Source organism: Klebsiella michiganensis (assembly GCF_015139575.1).
In the GTDB taxonomy this organism is placed as follows: Bacteria; Pseudomonadota; Gammaproteobacteria; order Enterobacterales; family Enterobacteriaceae; genus Klebsiella; species Klebsiella michiganensis.
Genome location: NZ_AP022547.1, coordinates 556,830 through 581,191 on the forward strand (window position 1 = coordinate 556,830; position 24,362 = coordinate 581,191).

Sequence of the window (24,362 nt, forward strand, 5' to 3'; positions counted from 1 at the left end):
AGCGTCTATGTTTAAAAAACGCCGTCTTACTTCTCGCTCCTGTGCGTCATTGTGTGGAATCTTGCCGCTGGCTGCGCTCTGTTCCGTTGATGTACAAGCCAAAGAGATAACGTTTGATACCGAGATGATTCAGTCACGCGGATTGAATGTCAATCTCAACCGTTATTTTGCGCGAGCTCCGCGCTTTCTCCCCGGTACGCATTCCGTGCAGGTGAAGATTAACGGTAAGGATAAAGGAACCGTCGCGGCGCGTTTTGGCGAGGATGGTACGCTGTGCGTTGATCGTGATTTTATTGAGTTTTCCGGGTTAATGCCGGTCCCCCTGAAAAAGAATGAAGAGTGCCATGACATCGTCAATGACTACGCGCAGGCGGTAGTGAAAGCCCTGCCAGGCCAGGAAATGGTCGAACTGTATCTCCCGCCGGAGGCGCTGAACGGGATGAATGGTGATATCAAAAACTTTCAGCACGGCGGAATAGCTGGATTGCTCAACTATGACCTGTTCAGTACCCGCAGCGAATATGGCGGCAGCGATACCAATCTCTATTCTCAGGCCAGTCTGGAAGGGGGCATAAACATCAGCGACTGGTCGTTGCGTAGCCGCTATATCCTTACCGACGATAATGGCGATAAGAATGCTGAAAGTGTTTACACCTTTGCCGAGCACGTTTTTGACGCGTTGAAGATGACTGCGCAGGTCGGGGAGATCAATGCCAGCTCATATGTCCTGAGCGGAGCCCCGATCGTTGGCGTACAGCTGATGCCTACCCGTGCTTTGCAGGGCAGCGGAAGCGGCGTCAGCGTTGCAGGAATGGCGCATAATGCTCAGGCCCGCGTGGAGGTACGTCAGAGCGGACGACTTATCTACAGCACGCTGGTTCCGGCCGGACCGTTCACGCTCGATGATGTACCGATAGCGAGCAGTAATGTGGAACTGGAGGTGACGGTTATTGAATCCGATGGTTCAAGCAATCGCTTTATTGTTCCAGCCGCATCCGTCATGGCGCGGAAGCTTTCCCGGCCGCAGGGCCTGGCCGCCTCTTTTGGTCAGATACGCGATATTAAAGGGGATTATGAAAATCCCTGGGTGCTTAACCTCTCTGACGGTTGGCGTATATTGCCTCGGCTGAATCTGCTGGCTTCTGGTGCGGCAACGAAAAATTACCTTGGCGGCGGCGTCCATACTGAATATCTGTTGACCGATAACTGGAGTGCCTCCACCAGCGTGGCCGCAAGCCAGGAAAAATTCGGCGAGAAAAACAGCGGTGTGAAAACTGAGCTACAGAGTTCACTTAAGCTGGCAGAATCTTTAAGTGCGTCAGCGAGCGCGGCACACTTTACCCCCGGCTATCGTGAACTGACGGACGCGCTGAACGATGATTTTCAACCCTATAGCAATACGTATTCCACCAGTTTGGCCTGGTTTACGCCGCCTGGGGGGACATTTAGCGCTGGTTTTAACTACAACCAAAGCAGAGGGGCGGGTAATGATTCCCGCTACCTGTTGCTTTCATGGGGCAGGAGCTTCGATCGAGCCACCGTTTCTGTTAACTGGCAGAGAGCGATGGGGAACAAAGACGGGCGCCAGGATGATGATCTGCTCTACGTTAACCTGAGCATTCCGTTTGGCGGTTCGCAGCGCGTCAGTAGCTATATGCGTAAACAGGGCAACCGTAACAGCTACGGCGTACAGAACTCTGGCGCACTGTCACAGGATTCTTACTACTATATCTCCGTCGATCGGGACAGGGGAGAGAGTGAGAATAGCGTTAACGGCAACCTGAGCACTAACTTACATTACACTCGATTAGGCATTGGCGGCGGGCGCGTGGGTTCCCGCCACCGTAATTATAATGCCACGCTCTCAGGTGGGGTTGCGGCGCATAAAAGCGGCGTCACCTTCACGCCTTATACCATTCGGAATACGTTTGCCATTGCAAAACTGAGTGAATCGAAAGCTGGCGTTGAAATCAGTACTCCGCAGGGGACGGTCTGGACCGATTATTGGGGGCAGGCTGTTATCCCTGGGCTGAATGAGTGGCGTAATTCGCGCATTGAAATTGATGCGAACAAGCTGCCAGCGAGTATGACGCTGGCAAATGGAACAAAGTATGTGGCAGCTGCGCATGCTTCGGTGAGCGAAGTCGGTTTTAAAGTCCTGAATAACCGTCGGGTGATGATCCGCGTTAAGCGTGCGGATAACAGGGCGCTGGATAAGGGATTATCCATCGTTGATGAGAAAGGCAATTATGTTGTCACCAGCGTGGATGACGGGCATGTTTTCCTTAATGAGGCTGAGCAGGTTTCGGCACTGTATGTCATGGACGACGATAATAACCGACTGTGCAAGATTGATTACATCTTAAGCGACAAGAGGGATGAAGACGCATTTTACGAAGAGGTGGACGGCGTATGTCGATGAATCAGTGGATAGGGATGCTGTTATCTGCGGGAATGCTGCTGTCAGGCGCCGTTCGTGCCGAAGAGTGCCAGATTACGCTCTCCCGGACAAAAATTGATTATAACCAGATACGCCGTGATGACATTGTTTCTACTACCCAGAATTGGCACAAACTTTCTGAGTGGGAAGTGAATGTGAATGTTTCCTGTTCTGAAATGCATCAGATGGCGGTGCTGGTTCAGGGTGCTGCTGGCGAGAAAGGTCGCTTTTTGTTTGGCGCTCGCGGTGGGGTTGGGCTTAAGGTTGAAAATATTACCGTTGATGGCAAGTCCTACAGCGCTGGAAAAACAGTGGACCAGCTGAACTTTACGCCGGAGAGCGGGACAACATCTCCTCTGTATGTGCGTAACAATGAGGCGGTGATCGCCGTAGAAAATAATGTTGTGCCGCAAGGGAAGCAGATGAGTTTTCGCGTGATGCTGTTCCCCGTGCTCAACGAGAGTATGTTCAGTGGAAATACCGATAACACAACAATTGAAGCGGATATCGCCTGGCGACTGCTCATCAAATAGCACTTAGCTAAACGCTAAACGCCGGACGATTTTCTCATCCGGCGTTTTGTTTTTTACACTTCCAGGTAGTTCAGGATGCCGTCAGCCGCCTTACGGCCTTCGGCAATTGCGGTGACCACCAGGTCAGAGCCGCGAACGATATCGCCACCGGCGAAGATTTTCGGGTTGCTGGTCTGGAAGGCGTTGTCGCTACCTTCCGGCGCAATCACGCGGCCCTGAGAATCGAGCTCGACGCTGTGCTTCGCCAGCCATTCCATGCTGTGTGGGCGGAAACCAAACGCCATCACCACGGCATCGGCGGGCACCACATGCTCAGAACCGGCCACGATTTCCGCGCGGCGGCGGCCTTTTGCATCCGGCTGGCCCATCTCCGTACGCGCCATCTTCACGCCGCAGACTTTACCGTTGGCATTCACTTCAATGCCCAGCGGTTGAACGTTGAACTGGAATTCCACGCCTTCTTCACGCGCGTTTTTCACTTCGCGCTTCGATCCCGGCATGTTCTCCTCATCACGGCGATAGGCGCAGATGACGTGGGTGGCGTTCTGGCGGATCGAGGTACGCACGCAGTCCATTGCGGTGTCGCCACCGCCGAGAACCACGACGCGCTTGCCTTCCATGCTAACGTACGGTTCATCCGCCGTTTCACCAAAGCCCATGATCTGCTTGGTATTGGCGATGAGGAACGGCAGCGCATCAAAGACCCCGCTGGCGTCTTCGTTTTCCAGCCCGCCGCGCATAGACTGATAGGTTCCGACGCCGAGGAACACCGCATCGTAATCTTTCAGCAGATCGTCGAGCTGTACATCGCGGCCCACTTCGATATTCAGTTTGAACTCGATGCCCATACCGGTAAAGATCTCGCGACGACGGGTCATCACCTCTTTCTCCAGCTTAAAGGCCGGAATACCAAAGGTCAGCAGGCCGCCGATCTCCGGATGGCGATCGAAGACCACCGCCTTCACGCCGTTACGGGTCAATACGTCGGCGCACGCCAGGCCCGCCGGGCCCGCGCCGATGATGGCGACGGTTTTACCGGTTTGTTTTACGCCGCTAAGGTCAGGACGCCAGCCCATTTCGAACGCTTTATCGTTGATATAGCGCTCAATGTTACCGATGGTTACCGCGCCGAACTCATCGTTCAGCGTGCAGGAACCTTCGCACAGGCGGTCCTGCGGGCAAACGCGCCCGCACACTTCCGGTAGGGTATTGGTCTGATGCGACAGTTCCGCCGCTTCAAAAATACGCCCTTCGTTGGCCAGCTTCAGCCAGTTCGGGATGTAGTTATGAACCGGGCACTTCCATTCGCAGTACGGGTTGCCGCAGGACAGACAGCGGTCTGCCTGTGCTTTAGCCTGGCCTTCTGAAAACGGCTCGTAAATTTCCACAAATTCAATTTTACGGATCTTCAGCGCTTTCTTTGGCGGATCAACTCGCTGTAAGTCGATAAATTGATAGACATTCTGACTCATCTTAACCCCTTACTGCGCCTGCACCCGCAGCTCAGCTGCGGAACGACTACGGTGACCCAACAGTGCTTTAACATCGCTGGACTTCGGTTTAACCAGCGCAAACTTCGCTGAGAAGGCCGGCCAGTTGGCCAGAATCTCTTCACCGCGCTGCGAACCGGTAAGCTGCACGTGCTCGGTAATTAAACCGCGCAGGTGCTCTTCATGGATGGCCAGAGAGTCAACGTCCAGCACTTCTACCAGCTCAGGGTTCACGCGTTTGCGGAAGTCGCCGTCTTCATCCAGAACGTAACCAAAGCCGCCGGTCATGCCTGCGCCAAAGTTGACGCCGGTTTTGCCCAGCACGCAGACGATACCGCCGGTCATGTATTCACAGCCATTGTCGCCAATGCCTTCGACGACGGTGATCGCACCGGAGTTACGTACCGCGAAACGCTCGCCTGCACGACCCGCAGCATACAGACGACCGCCGGTCGCACCGTACAGACAGGTGTTGCCGATGATGCTGGCTTCATGGCTACGGAAGGCCGAGCCTACCGGAGGACGAATGGCGAGCAGGCCGCCGGCCATCCCTTTACCCACATAGTCGTTTGCGTCGCCGGTCAGATGCAGCTCAACGCCGCCGGCATTCCACACGCCGAAGCTCTGACCCGCGGTACCGCTAAAGTGGGCGATAATCGGATCGGCTGCCAGGCCCTGGTCACCGTGGGTCTGGGCGATATAGCCGGACAGCGATGCGCCAACGGAGCGGTCGGTGTTGCGGATATCGAACCAGAAAGTTTTGCTCTGCTTGCTGTCAACGTACGGTTTTGCCTGCTGCAGCAGCTGAGCATTGAGTACGCCATTGTCGAACGGCGGATTGTTCTCTGTGCAGTACAGCGCTTTGCCAGGATGCGGCTCCGCGGTTTCCAGCAGCTTGCTCAGATCCAGCTTCTGCTGTTTGGCGGTAAAACCGTCCAGCTCTTTCAGCAGGTCGGTACGGCCAATCAGATCCACCAGACGCTTCACGCCCAGCTGCGCCATCAGCTCGCGCGTTTCGCGGGCGATGAATTCAAAGTAGTTGGTGACCTTAAACGGCAGACCGTGATAGTGGTTCTTACGCAGTTTGTCATCCTGAGTCGCTACGCCGGTTGCGCAGTTGTTCAGGTGGCAAATACGCAGATATTTACAGCCCAGCGCGACCATCGGGCCGGTACCGAAGCCGAAGCTCTCAGCCCCGAGGATGGCCGCTTTGATGATATCAAGGCCGGTTTTCAGACCGCCGTCCACCTGCAGACGAATTTTGTGGCGCAGCCCGTTGGCAACCAGCGCCTGCTGGGTTTCCACCAGTCCCAGTTCCCACGGACAACCCGCATACTTCACGGAAGAGAGCGGGCTGGCGCCGGTGCCGCCATCGTAGCCGGCAATGGTGATCAAATCCGCATAGGCTTTGGCTACGCCGGTGGCGATAGTTCCGACGCCCGGTTCAGAAACCAGCTTCACGGAGATCATCGCTTTCGGGTTAACCTGCTTCAGGTCGAAAATCAGCTGAGCCAGATCCTCGATAGAGTAAATATCGTGGTGCGGCGGCGGGGAGATCAGCGTTACGCCGGGTACGGAATAGCGCAGCTTGGCGATATAGGGGGTGACTTTATCACCCGGCAGCTGGCCGCCTTCGCCGGGCTTCGCGCCCTGAGCGACTTTAATCTGAATAACGTCGGCGTTAACCAGGTAAGCCGGGGTCACGCCGAAGCGGCCGGAGGCGACCTGCTTGATGCGCGAGACTTTATTGGTGCCGTAGCGTGCCGGATCTTCGCCGCCTTCGCCGGAGTTGGAGTTACCGCCGATGCTGTTCATTGCTTCCGCCAGCGCTTCGTGCGCTTCCGGGCTCAGCGCGCCGATAGACATCGCCGCGGTATCGAAGCGTTTGAACAGTTCGCTGGCCGGCTCAACGTCGTCCAGGTTCACCGTGGTTCCGTCCGGCGTTACGCACAGCAGATCGCGCAGCGTTGCTGCCGGGCGCTCGTTAACCAGCTTCGCGTACTGCTGGTAATCGCTGTATTCGCCGCTTTGTACCGCTTGTTGCAGCGTGCGCACCACGTCAGGGTTATAGGCGTGATATTCGCCGCCGTGGACGTATTTCAGCAGGCCGCCCTGATCCAACGGTTTACGCGCCAGCCAGGCACGTTTCGACAGGTTCAGCAGATCCTGCTGGAAATCCTCGAAGCCCGCGCCGCCGATACGGCTGACGACGCCCTGGAAGCACAGGTCGGACACTTCGCGATGCAGACCGACCGCCTCAAACAGCTTCGAGCAGCGATAGGAGGCAATAGTCGAAATCCCCATCTTCGACATGATCTTATACAGACCTTTGTTGATGCCGTTACGATAGTTCAGCATCACCGCGCGGTACGCTTTGTCGATGGCTTTGTTATCCACCAGCTTCGCCAGGGTTTCATAGGCGAGATACGGGTAGATCGCCGTCGCGCCGAAGCCGAGCAGCACGGCAAAGTGGTGCGGATCGCGGGCGCTGGCGGTTTCGACAATAATGTTGGCATCGCAGCGCAGGCTTTTATCGACCAGTCGGGTCTGGATCGCGCCTACCGCCATCGGAGCCGGTACCGGCAGACGGTTTTTGGCGATGTTGCGGTCAGAGAGCACCAGCAGAACGGTACCGCTGCGCACCATTTGTTCGGCTTTATCGCACAGCGCCTTCACGGTTTCAGCCAGCGTGGTTTCGGTGGCATCAAAAGTGATATCCAGGACGTCGGCGCGATAGTGCTCCTCTTCCATGGTGGTCAGCTGTTTAAAATCGGAGTACAGCAGAATCGGCGACTTGAAACTCAGGCGGTGCGCCTGGCCTTCCGCTTCGCAGAAGACGTTCATTTCACGGCCGATGCTGGTGGCCAGCGACATGACGTGCGCTTCGCGCAGCGGGTCGATCGGCGGGTTGGTCACCTGCGCGAACTGCTGGCGGAAGTAATCGTAAATGATACGCGGCTGGCTGGAGAGCACGGCAAATGGGGTATCGTCGCCCATTGAGCCGACCGCTTCCTGGCCGTTTTCACCCAGTACGCGCAGGACGGAGTCCAGCTCTTCGGCGCTGTAGTTGAACTGTTTCTGGTAGCTGGCGAGGGTATCATCATCCAGCTGGCGGCTACCGACTTCTTCATCCGGCAGCTCTTCGAACGGCACCAGACGACGGACGTTTTTCGCCATCCACTCTTTATACGGGTGACGGCTTTTCAGATCGTTGTCGGTTTCCGCGGAGTGCAGAATACGCCCCTCGCGGGTATCGATAACCATCAGCTCGCCCGGGCCGACGCGGCCTTTTTCAACCACTTCATCCGGCTGGTAATCCCAGATACCGACTTCGGAGGCGCAGGTGATGAGCTTGTCTTTCGTGATCACATAGCGCGCCGGACGCAGGCCGTTACGGTCGAGGTTACAGGCGGCGAAACGACCATCGGACATCACGATGCCCGCCGGGCCGTCCCACGGTTCCATATGCATGGAGTTAAAGTCAAAGAACGAACGCAGCTCAGGATCCATATCCGGGTTGTTCTGCCAGGCTGGCGGAACCAGCAGGCGCATAGCGCGGATAATGTCCATCCCGCCCGCCAGCAGCAGCTCCAGCATGTTATCCATCGAACTGGAGTCAGAGCCGGTTTCATTGACGAACGGCGCGGCGTCGTGGAGATCCGGGATCAGCGGCGTCTGGAACTTATAGGTACGGGCGCGGGCCCACTGGCGGTTACCGGTGATGGTGTTGATCTCGCCGTTGTGCGCCAGATAGCGGAACGGCTGCGCCAGCGGCCAGCGCGGCACGGTGTTGGTGGAAAAGCGCTGGTGGAACAGGCAGATTGCCGACTCCAGGCGCAGGTCCGCGAGGTCCAGGTAGAAGCGCGGCAGATCCGCCGGCATACACAGACCTTTATAAATGTTGACCAGGTTCGACAGGCTGCAAACGTAGAAATCTTTATCTTCCTGCAGACGCTTTTCGATACGGCGACGCGCGATGAATAAACGGCGTTCCATATCGCGCGGACGCCAGCCAGCCGGGGCGTTCACAAAGATTTGTTCAATACGAGGCAGCGAGGAGAGGGCGATTTCACCGAGCACGCCTTCATTGGTCGGCACATCGCGCCAGCCGACGATAGACAGCGTTTCGCGTTGAAGTTCTTCTTCGACGATGCGGCGCGCCGCTTTGGCCAGTTCAGGATCCTTATTAAGGAACAGCATCCCAACGGCATAATTTTTGGCTAAACGCCAGCCGCGCTCTTCCGCAACAATTCGGAAGAAACGATCGGGTTTTTGTAGCAGCAAGCCACAACCGTCGCCGGTTTTTCCATCGGCAAGAATCGCGCCGCGGTGCTGCATTCGGGCCAGTGCGTGTATAGCGGTTCGCACTACCTTGTGGCTAGGTTCGCCTTCTATGTGGGCGATCAGGCCGAAACCACAGTTATCCCTCTCAAGGGATTTATCGTACAACATATCAGTGAACCTCCCCAGGCTCTACGGGACACCCTCCGATACCGATTGCGCACGGGCACAGAAAGAGCATGGCGACGGGGTTTACACCTCGCATTCGCCCTCTTTAAATCCTTTTCGCATCGGTACACAAGTTTGAGGACTTGCTGTTAAGAGGGAATCTCAATTACTGCATAAATATGATGAGCAGAGCACTCATCCAGAAAGCTTCCAGCGGATTCCCAACTTATCGGGAATCCACACATACGTCAAATGGCAATCTTATTTATACAAAAATGTGCTATACAACACCTAATTTAATGATTTTTAAGAAAATAATGGCATTTTAAATGCCAGGGAAACGTACCGGTCGTCATAATTGAGTGTGATCTGTCTCACTATATCGACGGCGAGACATTATCCTTCTGTGCTGAATTGTTTTTTCATTGCAGTTTTTTAAACTGGTTTTTGTTTGATTTGCGGTGACTGATACTGTTTTATGCCCTGGTAAAGATAATGGCAAATCAGCGGCTATATATAAGGAAAACTCATTACCATAAGGATGAATTAAATTGCAGTTATCTTGAGTGTTTATGCAATGAGATAGGCAGCCGCGTTGACGATTGATCCAGGTCATCGCCGTCGGTAGCTAAAAATGGCAGGCTTGGCCCCTTTCTTAAGGCCGGTCTATCAGATTATGCAGTTACAAAAATTAGTCAATATGTTTGGTGGGGATCTTATGCGCCGCTATGGTGAAAAGGTTCATAAACTGACGCTGCATGGTGGATTTAGCTGCCCAAATCGCGATGGCACTATTGGTCGCGGCGGCTGTACGTTCTGTAATGTGGCCTCTTTTGCCGATGAAGAGCAGCAGCACCGCTCGATTGCTGAACAGCTGGCCCATCAGGCGCAGCGGGTGAATCGTGCAAAGCGCTATCTGGCCTATTTCCAGGCTTATACCAGCACTTTTGCCGAGGTGCAGGTGCTGCGCGCTATGTATCAGCAGGCGGTCAGCCAGGCGAATATTGTCGGGCTATGCGTAGGGACTCGCCCGGACTGCGTCCCCGGCGCGGTACTGGATCTGCTGACTGAATATCGGGAGCAGGGGTATGAAGTCTGGCTCGAGCTGGGTTTACAGACCGCGCATGATAAAACGCTGCACCGAATCAATCGCGGCCACGATTTTGCCTGCTATCAGCGAACCACCCGTCTGGCACGCGAGCGCGGCCTCAAAGTGTGTAGCCACCTTATCGTGGGCCTGCCGGGCGAAGGGCAGCGCGAATGTCTGGAGACCTTAGCGCAGGTGGTAGAGACCGGCGTAGACGGCATTAAGCTGCATCCACTTCATATTGTGAAGGGCAGTATCATGGCCAGGGCGTGGCAGGCCGGCAGGTTAAACGGTATTGCGCTGGAAGCGTATACGGTCACTGCAGGAGAGATGATTCGCCATACTCCGCCAGACGTGATTTATCACCGTATCTCCGCCAGCGCCCGACGCCCGACGTTGCTGGCGCCGCTGTGGTGTGAGAACCGTTGGACCGGGATGGTTGAGCTGGATAAATATCTCAATGAATACGGCGTGCAGGGGTCAGCCATCGGGCGTTGCTGGATCTCTCCGGCTGCTGCCGAATAACGTCTTTTCCGGCTGACGGCTCTCCACCGTCAGGCGCGTAACTACAATCCTTTCCGCATTTTTGGCACAACTTACAGCGTCTTGCTCAGAATTGAGTATTATTGTGCGAAGTTGTCGCGAAGGAATCCCTTATGAAGCAAATCCGTATGCTGGCGCAGTATTATGTTGACCTGATGATGAAGCTGGGTCTGGTGCGCTTTTCAATGCTGCTGGCCTTTGCGCTGGTGGTGCTGGCGATCGTTGTGCAGATGGCCGTGACGATGGTGCTGCACGGCCAGGTGGAAAGTATTGATGTGATCCGCTCCATCTTCTTTGGCTTGCTGATTACCCCGTGGGCGGTCTATTTCCTGTCGGTGGTGGTTGAGCAGCTGGAAGAGTCCCGGCAGCGCCTCTCGAGGCTGGTGGAGAAACTGGAGGAGATGCGCGAACGCGATCTCAAGCTGAATGTGCAGCTTAAGGACAACATCGCCCAGCTTAATCAGGAAATCGGCGAACGTGAAAAGGCGGAAGCGGAACGTGAAACGACGCTTGAGCAGCTGAAAATTGAGATGAAAGAGCGTGAAGAGGCGCAAATTCAGCTGGAACAGCAATCCTCCTTCTTGCGCTCCTTCCTGGATGCCTCTCCGGACCTGGTTTTCTATCGTAATGAAGATAAAGAGTTTTCTGGCTGTAACCGAGCCATGGAACTGTTGACCGGTAAAAGTGAAAAGCAGCTTATTCATCTTAAGCCGCAGGATGTTTACAGCGAAGAGGTGGCGGAGAAGGTGCTGGAGACGGATGAGAAAGTCTTCCGCCATAACGTATCGCTCACCTACGAGCAGTGGCTGGATTATCCGGACGGGCGCAAGGCCTGCTTTGAAATCCGCAAAGTGCCTTATTATGACCGCGTCGGTAAGCGCCGCGGTCTGATGGGGTTTGGCCGCGATATTACGGAGCGTAAGCGCTATCAGGACGCGTTGGAGCGGGCCAGCCGTGATAAGACCACCTTTATCTCAACGATCAGCCACGAGCTGCGTACGCCGCTTAACGGCATCGTAGGCCTTAGCCGAATCCTTCTGGATACCGACCTTACCGATGAACAGGAAAGATACCTGAAAACCATCCACGTCTCAGCGGTAACGCTGGGTAATATCTTCAATGATATTATTGAGATGGATAAGATGGAGCGGCGTAAAATTCAGTTGGATAACCAGCCGGTGGACTTTACCGGCTTCCTGGCCGACCTGGAAAATCTCTCCGGCCTGCAGGCGCAGCAGAAAGGCCTGCATTTTGTGCTGGACCCCACGCTTCCGCTGCCGCATAAAGTGATCACCGACGGAACGCGTTTGCGCCAAATCTTGTGGAATCTTATTAGTAATGCCGTGAAATTTACTCCGCAAGGCGGGAATGTGAACGTCCGCGTGCGCTACGACGAAGGAGATATCCTGCACTTTGAAGTAGAAGATTCAGGGATTGGCATCCCTGAAGCGGAACAGGATAAAATTTTCGCTATGTATTACCAGGTGAAAGATAGCCAGGGCGGCAAGCCAGCGACGGGTACCGGCATCGGCCTCGCCGTATCGCGGCGGCTGGCGCGGAATATGGGCGGTGATATTTGCGTTACCAGCCTCCCGGGTAAAGGCGCGACTTTTACGCTTACCGTACACGCTCCGGCCGTGGCTGAAGAGGTCGAGGACACGCTGGCGGAAGATGAAATGCCATTACCTGCGCTGAACGTGCTGCTGGTAGAAGATATTGAGCTCAACGTGATCGTGGCGCGCTCGGTACTGGAGAAGCTGGGCAACAGCGTGGATGTGGCGATGACCGGCAAGGCTGCGCTGGAGATGTTTGTACCCGGCGAGTACGATCTGGTTCTGCTTGATATTCAGCTGCCGGATATGACTGGACTCGATATTTCTCGTCAGCTGAAACAACGCTTTGCCGCCGATGAGCTCCCGCCGCTGGTGGCGCTTACCGCTAACGTGCTGAAGAACAAGAAAGAGTATCTGGATGCGGGAATGGATGATGTTCTTAGTAAGCCATTATCGGTTCCGGCATTAACCGCGATTATCAAAAAATTCTGGGATGCGCCGGAAGAAGAGGAGAATGCAATGCCATCTGTAGATAGCAGTAAATCGGCTTCTGTACTGGATATTCCGATGCTTGAGCAGTATATCGAACTGGTAGGGCCGAAGCTGATTAATGACGGTCTGGCCGTTTTTGAAAGAATGATGCCGGGCTACCTGGCGGTCCTGGAATCCAATTTAACCGCTCGCGACCAGAAAGGCATTGTCGATGAGGGTCATAAGATTAAAGGGGCAGCGGGCTCAATCGGTTTGCGCCATATCCAGCAATTAGGGCAGCAGATTCAGACGCCGGATTTACCTGCGTGGTCGGATAACGTGGGTGAATGGGTTGAAGAGATGAAATCAGAGTGGCAAAACGATGTCGCGGTGCTGAAAGCGTGGGTCGCGGCGGCAGATAAAAAATGACCCCGGATAAACCGGGGTGCGCGAATACTGCGCCAACACCAGGGAACTGGTCGTTACGCCAGAATCATTTGAGTGATTTTTTTACACGGCGCAACCTGAGGATTTGGCTTACTCGCTCATTAAGATAGCAAACCTTAAATAGTTTGTTACATGAAACAGTAAAATATGTGAAGCATAGCGAGTAATTCAAAATTTTTGACTGCTTTCATAAACTTGTACTAAGGGGCTGATGTGATGAAGAAAATTGGTGTGGTGCTGAGCGGCTGCGGCGTTTATGACGGAAGTGAAATTCATGAAGCCGTCATTACCCTGCTGGCAATAGCCCGCAGCGGCGCTCAGGCCATCTGCTATGCGCCAGATAAAGTGCAAACCGATGTTATCAATCACCTGACCGGCGAAGCGCAGGCGGAAAGCCGTAATGTGCTCGTGGAAGCGGCGCGTATCGCACGCGGAGAGATTCAGCCTTTGGCCAATGCCCGAGCGGATGCGCTGGATGCGCTGATCGTGCCCGGCGGTTTTGGTGCAGCAAAGAACCTCAGCAGCTTTGCTTCACAGGGGAGCGAATGTGAAGTCGATCGCGATCTCAAGGCGCTGGCGCTGGCGATGCATCAGGCGGGTAAACCGTTGGGCTTTATCTGTATCGCTCCGGCACTGTTGCCGAAAATATTTGCTATACCGCTACGCGTGACCATTGGTACCGATCTTGATACTGCCGACGCGGTTGAGGAGATGGGGGCTGAACACGTGCCTTGCCCGGTCGACGATATTGTGGTGGATGAAGACAACAAAGTGGTGACGACCCCCGCGTATATGCTGGCGCAGAACATCGCCGAAGCGGCGAGCGGCATTGAAAAACTGGTCTCTCGCGTATTGGTTCTGACGGCATGACATTTCGCTTTTCGCCGTTGCGGTTGATTAAGCGCTTTGTGCTGAGGCTGCTGTTGGCTTGTGCGGTGCTATGGGGCGGCGGGATTGCCCTGTTTAGCTTCGTACCTGTTCCTTTTTCGGCGGTGATGCTGGAGCGGCAGGTCGGCGCCTGGCTTTCAGGGGATTTTCATTACCTCGCCCATTCCGACTGGGTGGACATGGATGAAATTTCGCCGTGGATGGGGCTGGCGGTTATTGCCGCAGAAGATCAGAAATTCCCGGAACACTGGGGATTTGACGTCACGGCCATTGAGAAGGCGCTGGCGCATAATGAACGCAATGAGAACCGCATTCGCGGCGCCTCAACCCTGTCGCAACAGACGGCAAAAAACCTGTTTCTGTGGGACGGCCGCAGCTGGCTGAGAAAAGGGCTGGAGGCGGGACTGACCGTCGGCATTGAGACGGTATGGAGTAAAAAGCGGATCCTCACGGTCTATCTCAATATTGCTGAATTTGGTGAGGGGACGTTTGGCGTTGAAGCCGCGTCGCAGCGCTATTTTCACAAACCGGCCAGTAAACTGACGGCTTCCGAAGCCGCGCTGCTCGCTGCGGTGCTGCCTAACCCAATACGCTTCCGCGCCGATGCGCCATCGGGTTATGTTCGCAGCCGTCAGGCGTGGATCCTGCGCCAGATGAGGCAGTTAGGTGGGGAAGGGTTTATGCAGGCGAATAAGCTGCATTGATGATTTCACAACCGGTAACCCGGAAGGCACGCTGCCGCCGGGGAATGAAAGCTAATCCTCATCAAACCCGGCGTTGAACAGCGCGATAACCGCTGCCAGCGCCTCCACTTCCTGTGGGCCGTTGGCTTCAATCTCGATCTGACGCCCTTTAGCTGAATCGAGCATCAGCAGCGCAATCACGCTATTTGCTTCCGCTTCGGTACCTTCATCATTACGCAGCAGCACCTCGGCATCATAGTTCTGCATTAATTCAAACAGCTTCATCGCCGGGCGAGCGTGCATGCCCAGCTTATTGGTGATTTCAACGGTTTGCTTAACGGTCATGATTTGCGTTTTTCCAGCGTCCGATGACGAGACTGCACGTTCTTACCGCGCGAGCGGAAGTAGTCAGCCAGCTGTTCGGCGATGTAAACCGAACGGTGTTTACCACCGGTACAACCAATGGCCACCGTCAAATAGCTGCGGTTATTGGTCTCCAGCATAGGTAACCATAGCTCAAGATAGCTGCGGGTCTGGTAGATAAAATTGTGAACTTCCGTGTGCCGGTCGAGGAAGGCGGCGACGGGCTTATCGAGGCCGGTCATGGGACGCAGCTTCGGATCCCAGTGCGGGTTCGGCAGAAAGCGCACGTCAAAAACGTAGTCGGCATCGATAGGTATACCGTGCTTAAAGCCAAAGGATTCAAACACCATCGTCAGTTCGCGCTCGCGTTTGCCTAATAAACGCGTGCGCAGCATTTCTGCCAGCTCATGCACCGACATTTCTGAGGTATCGACGATCAGGTCGGCGCGGGAACGCAGAGGCTCCAGCAGGTCGCTCTCTTCATCGATGGCGCTTTCCAGCGACAGGTTTTTACTGGACAGAGGATGTAAACGACGCGTGTCGCTGTAGCGGCGAATCAGGGTGTTACGATCGGCATCCAGGAACAGCAACTGAGGTGAAAATTCTGCGGGCAGATTTTTCATCGCCTGCTCGAAGATTTCCGGCGACTCGGGCATGTTACGCACGTCAATGCTGACGGCTGCCGAGATGTTTCTGTCGGCGAGCGAGCGCGCCAGCTCGGGCAACAGCACAACCGGCAGGTTATCGACGCAGTAAAAACCCATATCTTCCAGCGCTCGCAGGGCGACGGATTTCCCCGACCCTGAACGGCCGCTGACGATCATCAGTACCATGTACCGTTTCTCCTCAGTACGAAAAAGAGTAAGGTGCGACTTCCGTTACGCCTCATTATTACTTCCCGCTTCAGTAATGATTTCATACAGCTCTTCATCACTTTGCGCAGCGCGCAGGCGGCGGCAAATAGTTTTATCTGCCAGACGTTTCGCCACCAGCGAGAGCGTATGCAGATGCGTTTTAGTTTGATCGGCCGGGACAAGAAGGGCAAACAGCAGATCGACGGGTTGATTGTCGATAGCATCGAAGGCAATTGGGGTTTCCAACTGAACAAAAACGCCCACGGCCCGCAGCGTATCCTCTTCGAGTTTACCGTGTGGGATCGCAATACCGTTGCCAATCCCGGTACTGCCCATTTTCTCACGGGTGAGGATCGCCTCGAAGACGATCTGGGGCGGTAAGCCTAGCTGCTTTGCCGCCAGCTCGCTGATGATTTCCAGCGCGCGTTTTTTGCTCTGGCAGTGAACCTGGCTACGGGTACATTCCTGGTTAAGGACATTGCTCAGTTGTAGAGCCGAATCGTTATTTATCATAATTTCACCTGAGCTCTCCTGGCCAACCGCCTGCGGGCGGTTGGCGTAGGCTATTGCCCGGACAATTAGTGTTGTTTCAGTTTATCTTTATGTTTTGTTAGCTGTCTTGCCAGCTTATCGATAAGACCATCGATCGCAGCATACATATCCTGCCCTTCCGCACTGGCATGGATTTCACCACCGTTGACATGCAGATTGGCGTCCGCTATTTGCGTCACCTTCTCCACTTTTAACACAATGTAGACCTGGTTGATCCTGTCGAAAAACTGCTCCAGTTTGCTGAACTTCGCGGTAACGAAATCGCGCATCGCGGGGGTTATTTCAACGTTGTGTCCTGTAATGTTGAGCTGCATAGTGTCTTCCTTATCGGTTGGGTCAAACCAGCTGCTTACGCTGATTTGACGGCGGAATGGATAAAGACTCTCGGTACTTAGCAACGGTTCGCCGCGCCACCATAATACCCTGATCGGATAGCAGGGTGGTGAGCTTACTGTCACTCAATGGTTTCGCGGGGTTTTCCGCGGCGATTAATTTCTTCACCAGCGCACGAATGGCCGTCGACGATGCTTCGCCGCCGCCTTCGGTGTTTACATGGCTGGAGAAGAAATACTTCAGCTCAAAAATACCGCGCGGACTGTGCAGGTATTTTTGCGTAGTAACGCGTGAAATGGTGGATTCATGCATTTCGACGGCCTGAGCGATGTCCGCCAGCACCATCGGTTTCATAAACTCTTCACCTTGTTCAAAAAAAGCCTGCTGCTGTTCGACAATGCAGCGGCTGACGCGCAGAAGGGTGTCGTTGCGGCTCTCGAGGCTCTTGATAAGCCAGCGCGCTTCCTGCAGGTTGCTGCGGATAAACTGGCCGTCCGCGTCATTGCGCGTACTGTTACCCATGGCGGCATAGTGCTGGTTGATCTTCAGGCGCGGAAGGCTATCTGAATTGAGCTCAACGACCCAACGATCGTTCACTTTACGCACCAGAACGTCAGGAATGACATATTCTGGCTCGCCAGTCTGGATCGACTGGCCCGGGCGCGGATCCAGCGATTGGATCAGATTTACCGCTTCCTTTAGCACGTCTTCTTTGAGGCGGGTCACGCGCATCAGGCTACGGAAGTCGTGATTGGCAAGCAGATCAAGGTGTTCGCTGATGATCAGGCGAGCTTCATCAATCCACGGCGTCTCTTTGGCAAACTGTGAAAGCTGAACCAGCAGGCAATCGCGTAAATCTTTTGCCGCTACGCCGACGGGATCGAAACGCTGAATGCGCTTGAGAACCGCTTCTACTTCTTCAAGCCCGATTTCATCATCGCCAATACTTTCCACGATGTCTTCGACAGGAACGGTCAGGTAGCCAGTATCATCAACGGCATCGACGATAGAGGTCGCGATCGCGCGATCGGTATCGGTGAAGGGCGTCAGTTCAACCTGCCACATCAGATAATCCTGCAGGCTTTGCGTGGTCTCGCCCTGGTAGACGGGCAGTTCATCATCCTGGTAATCAACGCCGTTGCCTGACGGCGTTCCGGCGGTGTAAATCTCATCCCAGCTGGCATCAAGCGGCAGCTCTTCGGGCATGTCTTTCTGCTCAAGGGCATCGACGGTATCCAGAGACTCACGATCTTCGGCCTCTTTGGTTTCTACCTCATCGTGAAGATCGGTTTGCTCCAGCAACGGGTTGCTGTCCAGCGCCTGCTGGAGTTCTTGCTGGAGTTCTAACGTGGACAGCTGCAGTAGACGAATCGCCTGCTGCAGTTGTGGCGTCATGGCAAGCTGTTGGCTTAGCCTTAATTGCAAACCTTGCTTCATATTCAGGGCCAATATCTCCGGCTAAAACGTCTGTAACCTCTACCCTATCAGAGTCTGAAGTCTTCCCCAAGATACACGCGCTTAACCTGCTCGTCTTCAAGGATTTGCTGTGGCGTACCGTGAGCTATCAGGTGGCCCTGGCTGACGATATAAGCACGCTCACACACGGCCAGCGTTTCCCGGACGTTATGGTCGGTTATCAGGACGCCAAGACCGCTGTCGCGCAGGTGTTCAATAATGCGTTTGATATCAATGACGGAGATGGGGTCCACGCCGGCGAAGGGTTCATCCAGCAGGATAAATTTCGGGTTAGCGGCCAGCGCGCGGGCGATCTCGACGCGGCGGCGTTCACCACCGGAGAGCGCCTGGCCGAGGCTATCGCGCAGATGCTCAATGTGAAACTCCTCCATCAGCTCTTTCGCCCGGTCTTCACGCTGCTCGTTGCTCAGGTCGTCGCGAATCTGCAGTACCGCCATCAGGTTATCGTAAACGCTCAGGCGGCGGAATATGGAGGCCTCCTGCGGCAAATAGCCGATTCCGCGACGCGCGCGCGCGTGCAGGGGCAGCAGGCTGATATCTTCATCATCGATGATAATGTTGCCGGCGTCGCGCGGTACGATACCAACGACCATATAGAACGTGGTGGTTTTACCGGCACCGTTCGGACCGAGCAGACCAACAATCTCGCCCGAATTCACGGTCAGGCTGACGTCTTCTACAACGCGGCGGCCTTTATAGGCTTTAGCAAGATTCTTTGCAGTTAATGTTGCCATAACGAATTACTTACCCTTCTTTGACTGATCGCTACCCTTGTCCTGCAGCTGCGAAGGAACCAGAACCGTGGTCACGCGCCCGCCTTTATTGCTGAAGGCCTGCATTTTTTGCTCTTTCACCAGGTAAGTGATTTTGTCGCCCTGGATATTGCTATCGATCTGTTCCAGATGCGCATTGCCGGTCAGGACGACAAAGTCGTTTTGCAGTTCATAATGCATTTTCGACGCGCGGCCTTTTACCGGCTTACCGTTGTCCTGCATCTGGTAGAAGGTGGCCGGGTTACCGTAGCCATCAATAACCTCTTTGCCTTTCTCTCCACCCGGACGGGTCACAACAACTTTGTCGGCGTTGATTTTGATCGTTCCCTGAGTGACGACAACATTCCCCGTAAAGGTGACGACGTTGCCCTGCATATCCAGCGACTGCTGATCGGATTCAATGTGAATCGGCTGATCGGTATCACCTGTCTTTGCCTGTGCCGACAGGCTGGCGGCCAGTAAGGCGCTGGCGAGCGCAATCTTAAGGCTGAGTTTGTTTGTTCTGAATTTCATATGAGGTTCTAACCTTTTCAATCAGCTCGGCATTTTTACTGCGCAGGTTCCCGCGCATTTTCAGGCCGCTGGAATTAAATGTTGTTCCGTACAACGTCACCATGTCATCGGAGGTAACATCCTGCGTCACCAGGTTTATCTGGGCGTTATCCGTCGTAATTTTGCGCAGTTGAGAATCCGCCGTCAGCGCATTTACCTCAACGTGCCCGTAAAGATACAGCATGCGGTCATTCGTCAACTTAGCTTTATCCGCTTTGATAGACCAGGTTGGTACTTTATTGGTATCAAAGGTGGTCATCACCGGTTTTGTGAACCACGAGAGCTGCTGTTCGGAAAAATACTCCACGTGTTCCGCGATGAGCCGGTAGTTAAGCGCCCCTTCGGGACTATACACGACGGTATCAGTATGCTCGCTGGTATACGTTGGATCGTCAGGATTGATCGCTTGCTGGGTGGTATCGTCCGTACTCGCCAGGTTCAGGCCGATCAGGATCAGCGCGACCAGCGACAGTAAAATGATAACCCAACGTCTGGTTTTACTCATATAGATTGCCCTTTGGCCTCATCCAGCTTGCCCTGCGCCAATAGTAGCAAATCGCACACTTCGCGTACCGCTCCGCGACCCCCGTTGATACGAGTAACGTAATCCGCGCGCGGGAGCAGCAGCGGATGCGCATCGGCTACCGCTATGCTTAAACCCACTTCAGCCATCACCGGCCAGTCGATCAGATCGTCGCCAATATAGGCGACTTCATCCGCGCTAACGGCCAGTTTATTGAGTAGTTCACGAAACGCCAGCAGCTTATCCGACTGCCCCTGGTAGAGATGCGTAATGCCCAGCGTTTGGCAGCGATCTTCCACCAGTTTAGCGTTTCGCCCGGTAATTATCGCCACTTCAATATCTGAAGTCAGGGCGCAGCGGATACCGTAGCCGTCGCGCACGTTAAACGCCTTCAGCTCTTCGCCGTTGTTACCCATATAGATAAGACCGTCGGACAAAACGCCGTCTACATCTAGTATCAATAAACGGATCTTCGCCGCCCGGTCAAGAAAGTCCTGGCTTACCGGCCCGTAGCAGGTCGCTATCAGGGCATCAGCATTATTCATTATTTTTTCCTTACTTACACTACGCCCGCGCGCAGGAGATCGTGCATATGTATCACACCTACCAGACGGTCGCCATCAGCAACCAGCACGCAGGTGATATGACGGGACTGCATCAGGTTCAGCGCATCAACGGCCAGCGTGCCGGGACGGATGCGGATTCCGCCTCGCGTCATCACTTCGGCAATACTGGCGTTACGCATATCAATGCCGGTATCAAATACGCGGCGCAGATCGCCATCGGTGAAGATGCCGATGATATTCATTTCATCATCGCAAATGGCGGTCATGCCTAAATTTTTGCGCGTGATTTCCAGCAACGCATCGCGGAGCGTGGCCTCCAGGCCAACGTGCGGAATTTCATCGCCGGTGTGCATGATATCATTGACCCGCAGCAGTAGCTTACGGCCCAGAGCGCCGCCAGGGTGCGATAGCGCAAAATCTTCAGCGGTAAAACCGCGGGCTTCCAGCAGCGCTACGGCAAGGGCATCGCCCATGACCAGCGCGGCGGTGGTGCTTGACGTGGGGGCCAGCCCTAACGGGCAGGCCTCTTTGGGCACCTTCACGCACAGGTGAATATCCGCCGCGCGCGCCATACTGCTTTCCGGTCGGCTGGTGATACAAATCAGCGCCACCTGCTGGCGCTTAAGCACCGGAATCAGGGCGAGGATTTCATTTGACTCGCCCGAGTTGGATAGCGCGATCACCACGTCGCATGGAGTTACCATGCCTAAATCGCCGTGCGCGGCCTCACCGGGATGAACGAAGAAAGATGACGTTCCGGTACTGGCGAAAGTGGCTGCCATTTTTCGCCCGATATGGCCGGATTTCCCCATTCCCATCACCACAACTTTACCGGTACAGCGGAAAATGGTCTCACAGGCACGGGTAAAATCTTCATTAATGTATTGATCGAGCTGGGCCAGACCTTCACGTTCAATGTCCAGAACCTCGCGGCCTGCCCGTTGAAAGTCAAAATCCGCTGGCAAATCTATTTGCGACATAATGTTATCCCGAATCATTCAACGAAGAGCGGCGCTGTCCAGTACAGCATCGCTAACCAAAGCACAAAACCACCCAGCAGCAGGGCACCGGCAAGGCGACCGGGCTGCTGCTTACGGCGCCAGCACAGCGCGGCGAAGATCAGGCTGACCAGCAGCATGACGCCATAATCGCGGGTAAAGGCCTCGGCGGCAAAGGTGCCTGGCGCAATCAGCGCGGGGAGCCCGAGGACCAGTACAATATTAAGAATATTAGCGCCAATGATATTGCCGATAGCGATGTCATTTTCGCCTTTTCGCGCTCCGGCGATGGCCGTGGCCAGCTCGGGCAGGCTGGTGCCGATAGCGACGACCGTTAAGCCGACGGTCAGTTCGCTGATAGCAAAAAAGTTTGCCAGCACCGTGGCGTTATCGACCACCATCCGCGTAGCCATCGGCATCACAATCATCGCGACGCCCAACCAGAGCAGCGCGACGGGAAGCGAGCCTTCTCGCGGCAGCTCCGCCAGCTGTTCACGGGTCAGGCTGTCGTTACCCTGGCGTTCCGCAAGGCGGGCAATTTTAAGGGTAAACAGCAGCCACAGAATGGCCAGCGCCAGCAAAAAAAGGCCGTCTATCCGCGTAAGCTGGCCGTCGTACAGCACAAATCCTGCCAGTAAACTAACCAGCAACATTAACGGCAATTCGCGGCGCAGGATATCAGAATGCACGGTAAAAGGTTGAAACAGCGCGGTGAGGCCGAGGATCAGCAGGATATTGGTGATATTCGATCCGAGAGCGGTGCCGATCGCCAGATCGGTTTGCCCATGCAGGGAAGCGGCGGCGGAAACAATCACTTCCGGCAAACTGGTACCGATGCTGACTACCGTCATGCCAATAATCAGGGGAGGGATCCCCAGCATACGGCAGAGTATTGAAGCGGCGTAGACCAGACGATCGGCGCTGTAGACAACCAGCAATAAACCAATAATTAACAGAGCCGTCGCTAAGAGCATCTAAAGTCCTTTCTTCAGGTATAATCGTCGCCTCGCTGGCCGTCCGTAGGCAGCGTAACGAATTCTTAATTTTGACTTTATGTGTGCCAAAAGTAAAACAAATGCCAGCTTTCGCTAACCCGGGCGGGTAAGATTCTGTAAAAATGTTGGGTTTGTGGTGAAAGAAAGCGCCATGCTTAGCCCGACGGGTGTCTAGTAAGGATGATTTTATGAGCCAGAGTTCGGCGAATCTAGTCGAAGTGCGCGGTATTCGCTTCTCGAGGGGCGATCGCGTGATCTTCGATGATATCTCGCTATCGGTACCCCGCGGCAAGATCACCGCGATAATGGGGCCATCAGGGATCGGCAAAACCACCCTGTTACGTCTCATCGGCGGTCAGATCCCGCCCGATAAAGGCGAAATCCTGTTTGATGGTGAAAACGTACCGCAGATGTCGCGTTCGCGCCTGTATACCGTCCGCAAGCGCATGAGCATGCTGTTTCAGTCCGGCGCGCTGTTCACCGATCTGAATGTGTTCGATAACGTCGCTTATCCGCTGCGCGAGCATACGCGTCTGCCGGAAGCGCTGCTGCACACCACGGTGATGATGAAGCTGGAAGCCGTTGGGCTACGCGGAGCCGCGAAGCTGATGCCTTCTGAGCTTTCCGGCGGCATGGCGCGCCGTGCCGCCCTGGCGAGGGCGATTGCGCTCGAACCTGATTTAATCATGTTCGATGAGCCCTTTGTCGGGCAGGACCCCATTACGATGGGGGTGCTGGTGAAGCTGATTTCTGAACTCAATAGCACCCTGGGTGTCACCTGTATCGTGGTTTCGCATGATGTGCCGGAGGTGCTCAGCATCGCGGACTTTGCATATATCGTGGCGGACAAAAAGGTCGTAGCGCATGGGAGCGCGCAGTCGCTGCGTGAAAATGCCGATCCTCGGGTTCGTCAGTTCATTGATGGTATCGCCGACGGCCCGGTGCCGTTCCGCTATCCGGCGGGTGATTATCATCATGATTTATTGGGCAAAGGGAGTTAAGCGACTCATGTTGTTAAATGCGCTAGCCGCGCTTGGGCATCGCGGTATAAAAACTATCGCGACGTTCGGGCGTGCTGGATTAATGCTCTTCAACGCGGTTGTGGGCAAGCCTGAGTTTCGCAAGCATGCGCCGCTGCTGGTGCGTCAGCTGTACAACGTTGGCGTGCTATCGATGCTGATCATCATTGTATCGGGGCTGTTTATCGGTATGGTGCTGGGTCTGCAGGGCTATCTGGTGTTGACCACCTATAGCGCCGAAACCAGTCTGGGCATGCTGGTGGCGCTGTCGCTGCTGCGTGAGCTGGGACCGGTGGTCGCCGCGCTGCTGTTTGCCGGGCGTGCCGGCTCGGCGCTGACTGCTGAAATTGGCCTGATGCGCGCAACGGAGCAGCTCTCCAGTATGGAGATGATGGCGGTCGACCCGCTTCGCCGCGTGATCTCTCCGCGTTTCTGGGCGGGGGTGATTTCACTGCCGTTGTTAACGATTATTTTTGTGGCGGTCGGCGTTTGGGGCGGCTCGCTGGTCGGTGTCAGCTGGAAGGGCATCGATGGCGGATTTTTCTGGAGCGCGATGCAAAACGCCGTTGACTGGCGGATGGATCTGGTTAACTGCCTGATTAAGAGCCTGGTTTTCGCCATTACGGTAACATGGATCGCGTTATTTAACGGTTATGACGCTATCCCCACTTCCGCCGGGATTAGCCGGGCGACGACGCGTACCGTGGTGCATGCGTCGCTGGCGGTTCTGGGGCTGGATTTTGTGCTGACTGCGCTGATGTTTGGGAATTGAGT

Annotated in this window: 21 protein-coding genes; 8 read left to right on the top strand and 13 right to left on the bottom strand. The window is 54.9% G+C overall.

The window, feature by feature from the left end; genetic code table 11:
* Positions 1 to 7 precede the first annotated feature (7 nt).
* Positions 8 to 2,422 carry a fimbrial biogenesis usher protein gene (locus JLG71_RS02680; RefSeq protein ID WP_200913962.1) on the top strand — a complete coding sequence of 805 codons (2,415 nt, stop codon included), beginning with the start codon at positions 8 to 10 and terminating at the stop codon, positions 2,420 to 2,422.
* Positions 2,413 to 2,973 (top strand): DUF1120 domain-containing protein, encoded by a 561-nt coding sequence (locus JLG71_RS02685; protein WP_102804003.1) that lies wholly within the window; start codon positions 2,413 to 2,415, stop codon positions 2,971 to 2,973. Before JLG71_RS02680 ends, JLG71_RS02685 begins: the two co-directional genes overlap by 10 nt.
* A gap of 53 nt (positions 2,974 to 3,026) precedes the next feature.
* Here JLG71_RS02685 and gltD read toward each other — a convergent pair whose 3' ends face one another.
* Positions 3,027 to 4,445, bottom strand: coding sequence for a glutamate synthase subunit GltD (gene gltD, locus JLG71_RS02690; protein ID WP_004854608.1), 1,419 nt, complete (start codon positions 4,443 to 4,445; stop codon positions 3,027 to 3,029).
* A 9-nt stretch (positions 4,446 to 4,454) separates the two neighbouring features.
* A complete protein-coding gene (gene gltB / locus JLG71_RS02695; RefSeq protein ID WP_025108152.1) occupies positions 4,455 to 8,915 on the bottom strand; it encodes a glutamate synthase large subunit in 4,461 nt (1,486 codons plus the stop codon).
* A 673-nt stretch (positions 8,916 to 9,588) separates the two neighbouring features.
* Here gltB and JLG71_RS02700 point away from each other — a divergent pair.
* From JLG71_RS02700 to mtgA, 4 genes are all read left to right on the top strand, one after another.
* Positions 9,589 to 10,524: a TIGR01212 family radical SAM protein gene (locus JLG71_RS02700; protein ID WP_014226987.1), complete on the top strand. Its 936-nt coding sequence runs from the start codon at positions 9,589 to 9,591 to the stop codon at positions 10,522 to 10,524.
* A gap of 131 nt (positions 10,525 to 10,655) precedes the next feature.
* Positions 10,656 to 12,995, top strand: a complete 2,340-nt coding sequence (gene arcB, locus JLG71_RS02705; RefSeq protein ID WP_025108151.1) for an aerobic respiration two-component sensor histidine kinase ArcB — start codon at positions 10,656 to 10,658, stop codon at positions 12,993 to 12,995.
* A 234-nt stretch (positions 12,996 to 13,229) separates the two neighbouring features.
* On the top strand, positions 13,230 to 13,883 hold the full coding sequence (gene elbB / locus JLG71_RS02710; RefSeq protein ID WP_014226985.1) for an isoprenoid biosynthesis glyoxalase ElbB: 654 nt from the start codon (positions 13,230 to 13,232) through the stop codon (positions 13,881 to 13,883).
* Complete coding sequence (gene mtgA / locus JLG71_RS02715; RefSeq protein ID WP_014226984.1) at positions 13,880 to 14,605, top strand: monofunctional biosynthetic peptidoglycan transglycosylase; 726 nt, start codon at positions 13,880 to 13,882, stop codon at positions 14,603 to 14,605. The genes elbB and mtgA overlap by 4 nt, the downstream gene beginning before the upstream one ends.
* Before the next feature lie 51 nt (positions 14,606 to 14,656).
* Here mtgA and npr read toward each other — a convergent pair whose 3' ends face one another.
* The 11 genes from npr to JLG71_RS02770 all read right to left on the bottom strand — a co-directional run bounded on the left by npr (position 14,657) and on the right by JLG71_RS02770 (position 22,548).
* Positions 14,657 to 14,929, bottom strand: a complete 273-nt coding sequence (npr, locus tag JLG71_RS02720) for a PTS phosphocarrier protein NPr (protein WP_004106170.1) — start codon at positions 14,927 to 14,929, stop codon at positions 14,657 to 14,659.
* Positions 14,926 to 15,780, bottom strand: a complete 855-nt coding sequence (gene rapZ / locus JLG71_RS02725) for an RNase adapter RapZ (protein WP_004106169.1) — start codon at positions 15,778 to 15,780, stop codon at positions 14,926 to 14,928. Before rapZ ends, npr begins: the two co-directional genes overlap by 4 nt.
* 45 nt (positions 15,781 to 15,825) lie before the next feature.
* Complete coding sequence (gene ptsN / locus JLG71_RS02730; RefSeq protein WP_004854593.1) at positions 15,826 to 16,314, bottom strand: PTS IIA-like nitrogen regulatory protein PtsN; 489 nt, start codon at positions 16,312 to 16,314, stop codon at positions 15,826 to 15,828.
* 65 nt (positions 16,315 to 16,379) lie between these two features.
* Positions 16,380 to 16,667: a ribosome hibernation promoting factor gene (gene hpf / locus JLG71_RS02735; RefSeq protein ID WP_004106167.1), complete on the bottom strand. Its 288-nt coding sequence runs from the start codon at positions 16,665 to 16,667 to the stop codon at positions 16,380 to 16,382.
* Positions 16,668 to 16,689: 22 nt separating this feature from the next.
* On the bottom strand, positions 16,690 to 18,123 hold the full coding sequence (gene rpoN / locus JLG71_RS02740) for an RNA polymerase factor sigma-54 (RefSeq protein ID WP_025108150.1): 1,434 nt from the start codon (positions 18,121 to 18,123) through the stop codon (positions 16,690 to 16,692).
* A 47-nt stretch (positions 18,124 to 18,170) separates the two neighbouring features.
* Complete coding sequence (lptB, locus tag JLG71_RS02745) at positions 18,171 to 18,896, bottom strand: LPS export ABC transporter ATP-binding protein (protein WP_004125705.1); 726 nt, start codon at positions 18,894 to 18,896, stop codon at positions 18,171 to 18,173.
* Between the two features lie 6 nt (positions 18,897 to 18,902).
* Positions 18,903 to 19,448 carry a lipopolysaccharide ABC transporter substrate-binding protein LptA gene (gene lptA, locus JLG71_RS02750; RefSeq protein ID WP_004125703.1) on the bottom strand — a complete coding sequence of 182 codons (546 nt, stop codon included), beginning with the start codon at positions 19,446 to 19,448 and terminating at the stop codon, positions 18,903 to 18,905.
* Positions 19,417 to 19,992 (bottom strand): LPS export ABC transporter periplasmic protein LptC, encoded by a 576-nt coding sequence (gene lptC / locus JLG71_RS02755; protein WP_004854587.1) that lies wholly within the window; start codon positions 19,990 to 19,992, stop codon positions 19,417 to 19,419. The genes lptA and lptC overlap by 32 nt, the downstream gene beginning before the upstream one ends.
* Positions 19,989 to 20,555, bottom strand: coding sequence for a 3-deoxy-manno-octulosonate-8-phosphatase KdsC (gene kdsC, locus JLG71_RS02760; protein WP_004854584.1), 567 nt, complete (start codon positions 20,553 to 20,555; stop codon positions 19,989 to 19,991). The genes lptC and kdsC overlap by 4 nt, the downstream gene beginning before the upstream one ends.
* Positions 20,556 to 20,569: 14 nt before the next feature.
* The gene (kdsD, locus tag JLG71_RS02765; protein WP_160741439.1) at positions 20,570 to 21,574 is read right to left on the bottom strand and encodes an arabinose-5-phosphate isomerase KdsD; all 1,005 of its coding nucleotides are present in this window, start codon (positions 21,572 to 21,574) and stop codon (positions 20,570 to 20,572) included.
* The gene (locus JLG71_RS02770) at positions 21,571 to 22,548 is read right to left on the bottom strand and encodes a calcium/sodium antiporter (RefSeq protein WP_004854581.1); all 978 of its coding nucleotides are present in this window, start codon (positions 22,546 to 22,548) and stop codon (positions 21,571 to 21,573) included. Before JLG71_RS02770 ends, kdsD begins: the two co-directional genes overlap by 4 nt.
* A 209-nt stretch (positions 22,549 to 22,757) precedes the next feature.
* Here JLG71_RS02770 and mlaF point away from each other — a divergent pair, with 209 nt between their 5' ends.
* Positions 22,758 to 23,570: a phospholipid ABC transporter ATP-binding protein MlaF gene (mlaF, locus tag JLG71_RS02775; protein ID WP_004125691.1), complete on the top strand. Its 813-nt coding sequence runs from the start codon at positions 22,758 to 22,760 to the stop codon at positions 23,568 to 23,570.
* Between the two features lie 7 nt (positions 23,571 to 23,577).
* The gene (gene mlaE / locus JLG71_RS02780; RefSeq protein ID WP_004125690.1) at positions 23,578 to 24,360 is read left to right on the top strand and encodes a lipid asymmetry maintenance ABC transporter permease subunit MlaE; all 783 of its coding nucleotides are present in this window, start codon (positions 23,578 to 23,580) and stop codon (positions 24,358 to 24,360) included.
* Positions 24,361 to 24,362: the final 2 nt, after the last annotated feature.

Coding starts and splice junctions, on each gene's coding strand:
- rpoN (WP_025108150.1), bottom strand. CDS start 18,123: ATGAAGCAAGGTTTGCAATTAAGGCTAAGCCAACAGCTTGCCATGACG.
- JLG71_RS02685 (WP_102804003.1), top strand. CDS start 2,413: ATGTCGATGAATCAGTGGATAGGGATGCTGTTATCTGCGGGAATGCTG.
- gltD (WP_004854608.1), bottom strand. CDS start 4,445: ATGAGTCAGAATGTCTATCAATTTATCGACTTACAGCGAGTTGATCCG.
- lptA (WP_004125703.1), bottom strand. CDS start 19,448: ATGAAATTCAGAACAAACAAACTCAGCCTTAAGATTGCGCTCGCCAGC.
- ptsN (WP_004854593.1), bottom strand. CDS start 16,314: ATGATAAATAACGATTCGGCTCTACAACTGAGCAATGTCCTTAACCAG.
- rapZ (WP_004106169.1), bottom strand. CDS start 15,780: ATGGTACTGATGATCGTCAGCGGCCGTTCAGGGTCGGGGAAATCCGTC.
- JLG71_RS02680 (WP_200913962.1), top strand. CDS start 8: ATGTTTAAAAAACGCCGTCTTACTTCTCGCTCCTGTGCGTCATTGTGT.
- mtgA (WP_014226984.1), top strand. CDS start 13,880: ATGACATTTCGCTTTTCGCCGTTGCGGTTGATTAAGCGCTTTGTGCTG.
- kdsC (WP_004854584.1), bottom strand. CDS start 20,555: ATGAATAATGCTGATGCCCTGATAGCGACCTGCTACGGGCCGGTAAGC.
- elbB (WP_014226985.1), top strand. CDS start 13,230: ATGAAGAAAATTGGTGTGGTGCTGAGCGGCTGCGGCGTTTATGACGGA.
- lptC (WP_004854587.1), bottom strand. CDS start 19,992: ATGAGTAAAACCAGACGTTGGGTTATCATTTTACTGTCGCTGGTCGCG.
- npr (WP_004106170.1), bottom strand. CDS start 14,929: ATGACCGTTAAGCAAACCGTTGAAATCACCAATAAGCTGGGCATGCAC.
- JLG71_RS02700 (WP_014226987.1), top strand. CDS start 9,589: ATGCAGTTACAAAAATTAGTCAATATGTTTGGTGGGGATCTTATGCGC.
- hpf (WP_004106167.1), bottom strand. CDS start 16,667: ATGCAGCTCAACATTACAGGACACAACGTTGAAATAACCCCCGCGATG.
- lptB (WP_004125705.1), bottom strand. CDS start 18,896: ATGGCAACATTAACTGCAAAGAATCTTGCTAAAGCCTATAAAGGCCGC.
- JLG71_RS02770 (WP_004854581.1), bottom strand. CDS start 22,548: ATGCTCTTAGCGACGGCTCTGTTAATTATTGGTTTATTGCTGGTTGTC.
- arcB (WP_025108151.1), top strand. CDS start 10,656: ATGAAGCAAATCCGTATGCTGGCGCAGTATTATGTTGACCTGATGATG.
- gltB (WP_025108152.1), bottom strand. CDS start 8,915: ATGTTGTACGATAAATCCCTTGAGAGGGATAACTGTGGTTTCGGCCTG.
- mlaF (WP_004125691.1), top strand. CDS start 22,758: ATGAGCCAGAGTTCGGCGAATCTAGTCGAAGTGCGCGGTATTCGCTTC.
- mlaE (WP_004125690.1), top strand. CDS start 23,578: ATGTTGTTAAATGCGCTAGCCGCGCTTGGGCATCGCGGTATAAAAACT.
- kdsD (WP_160741439.1), bottom strand. CDS start 21,574: ATGATTCGGGATAACATTATGTCGCAAATAGATTTGCCAGCGGATTTT.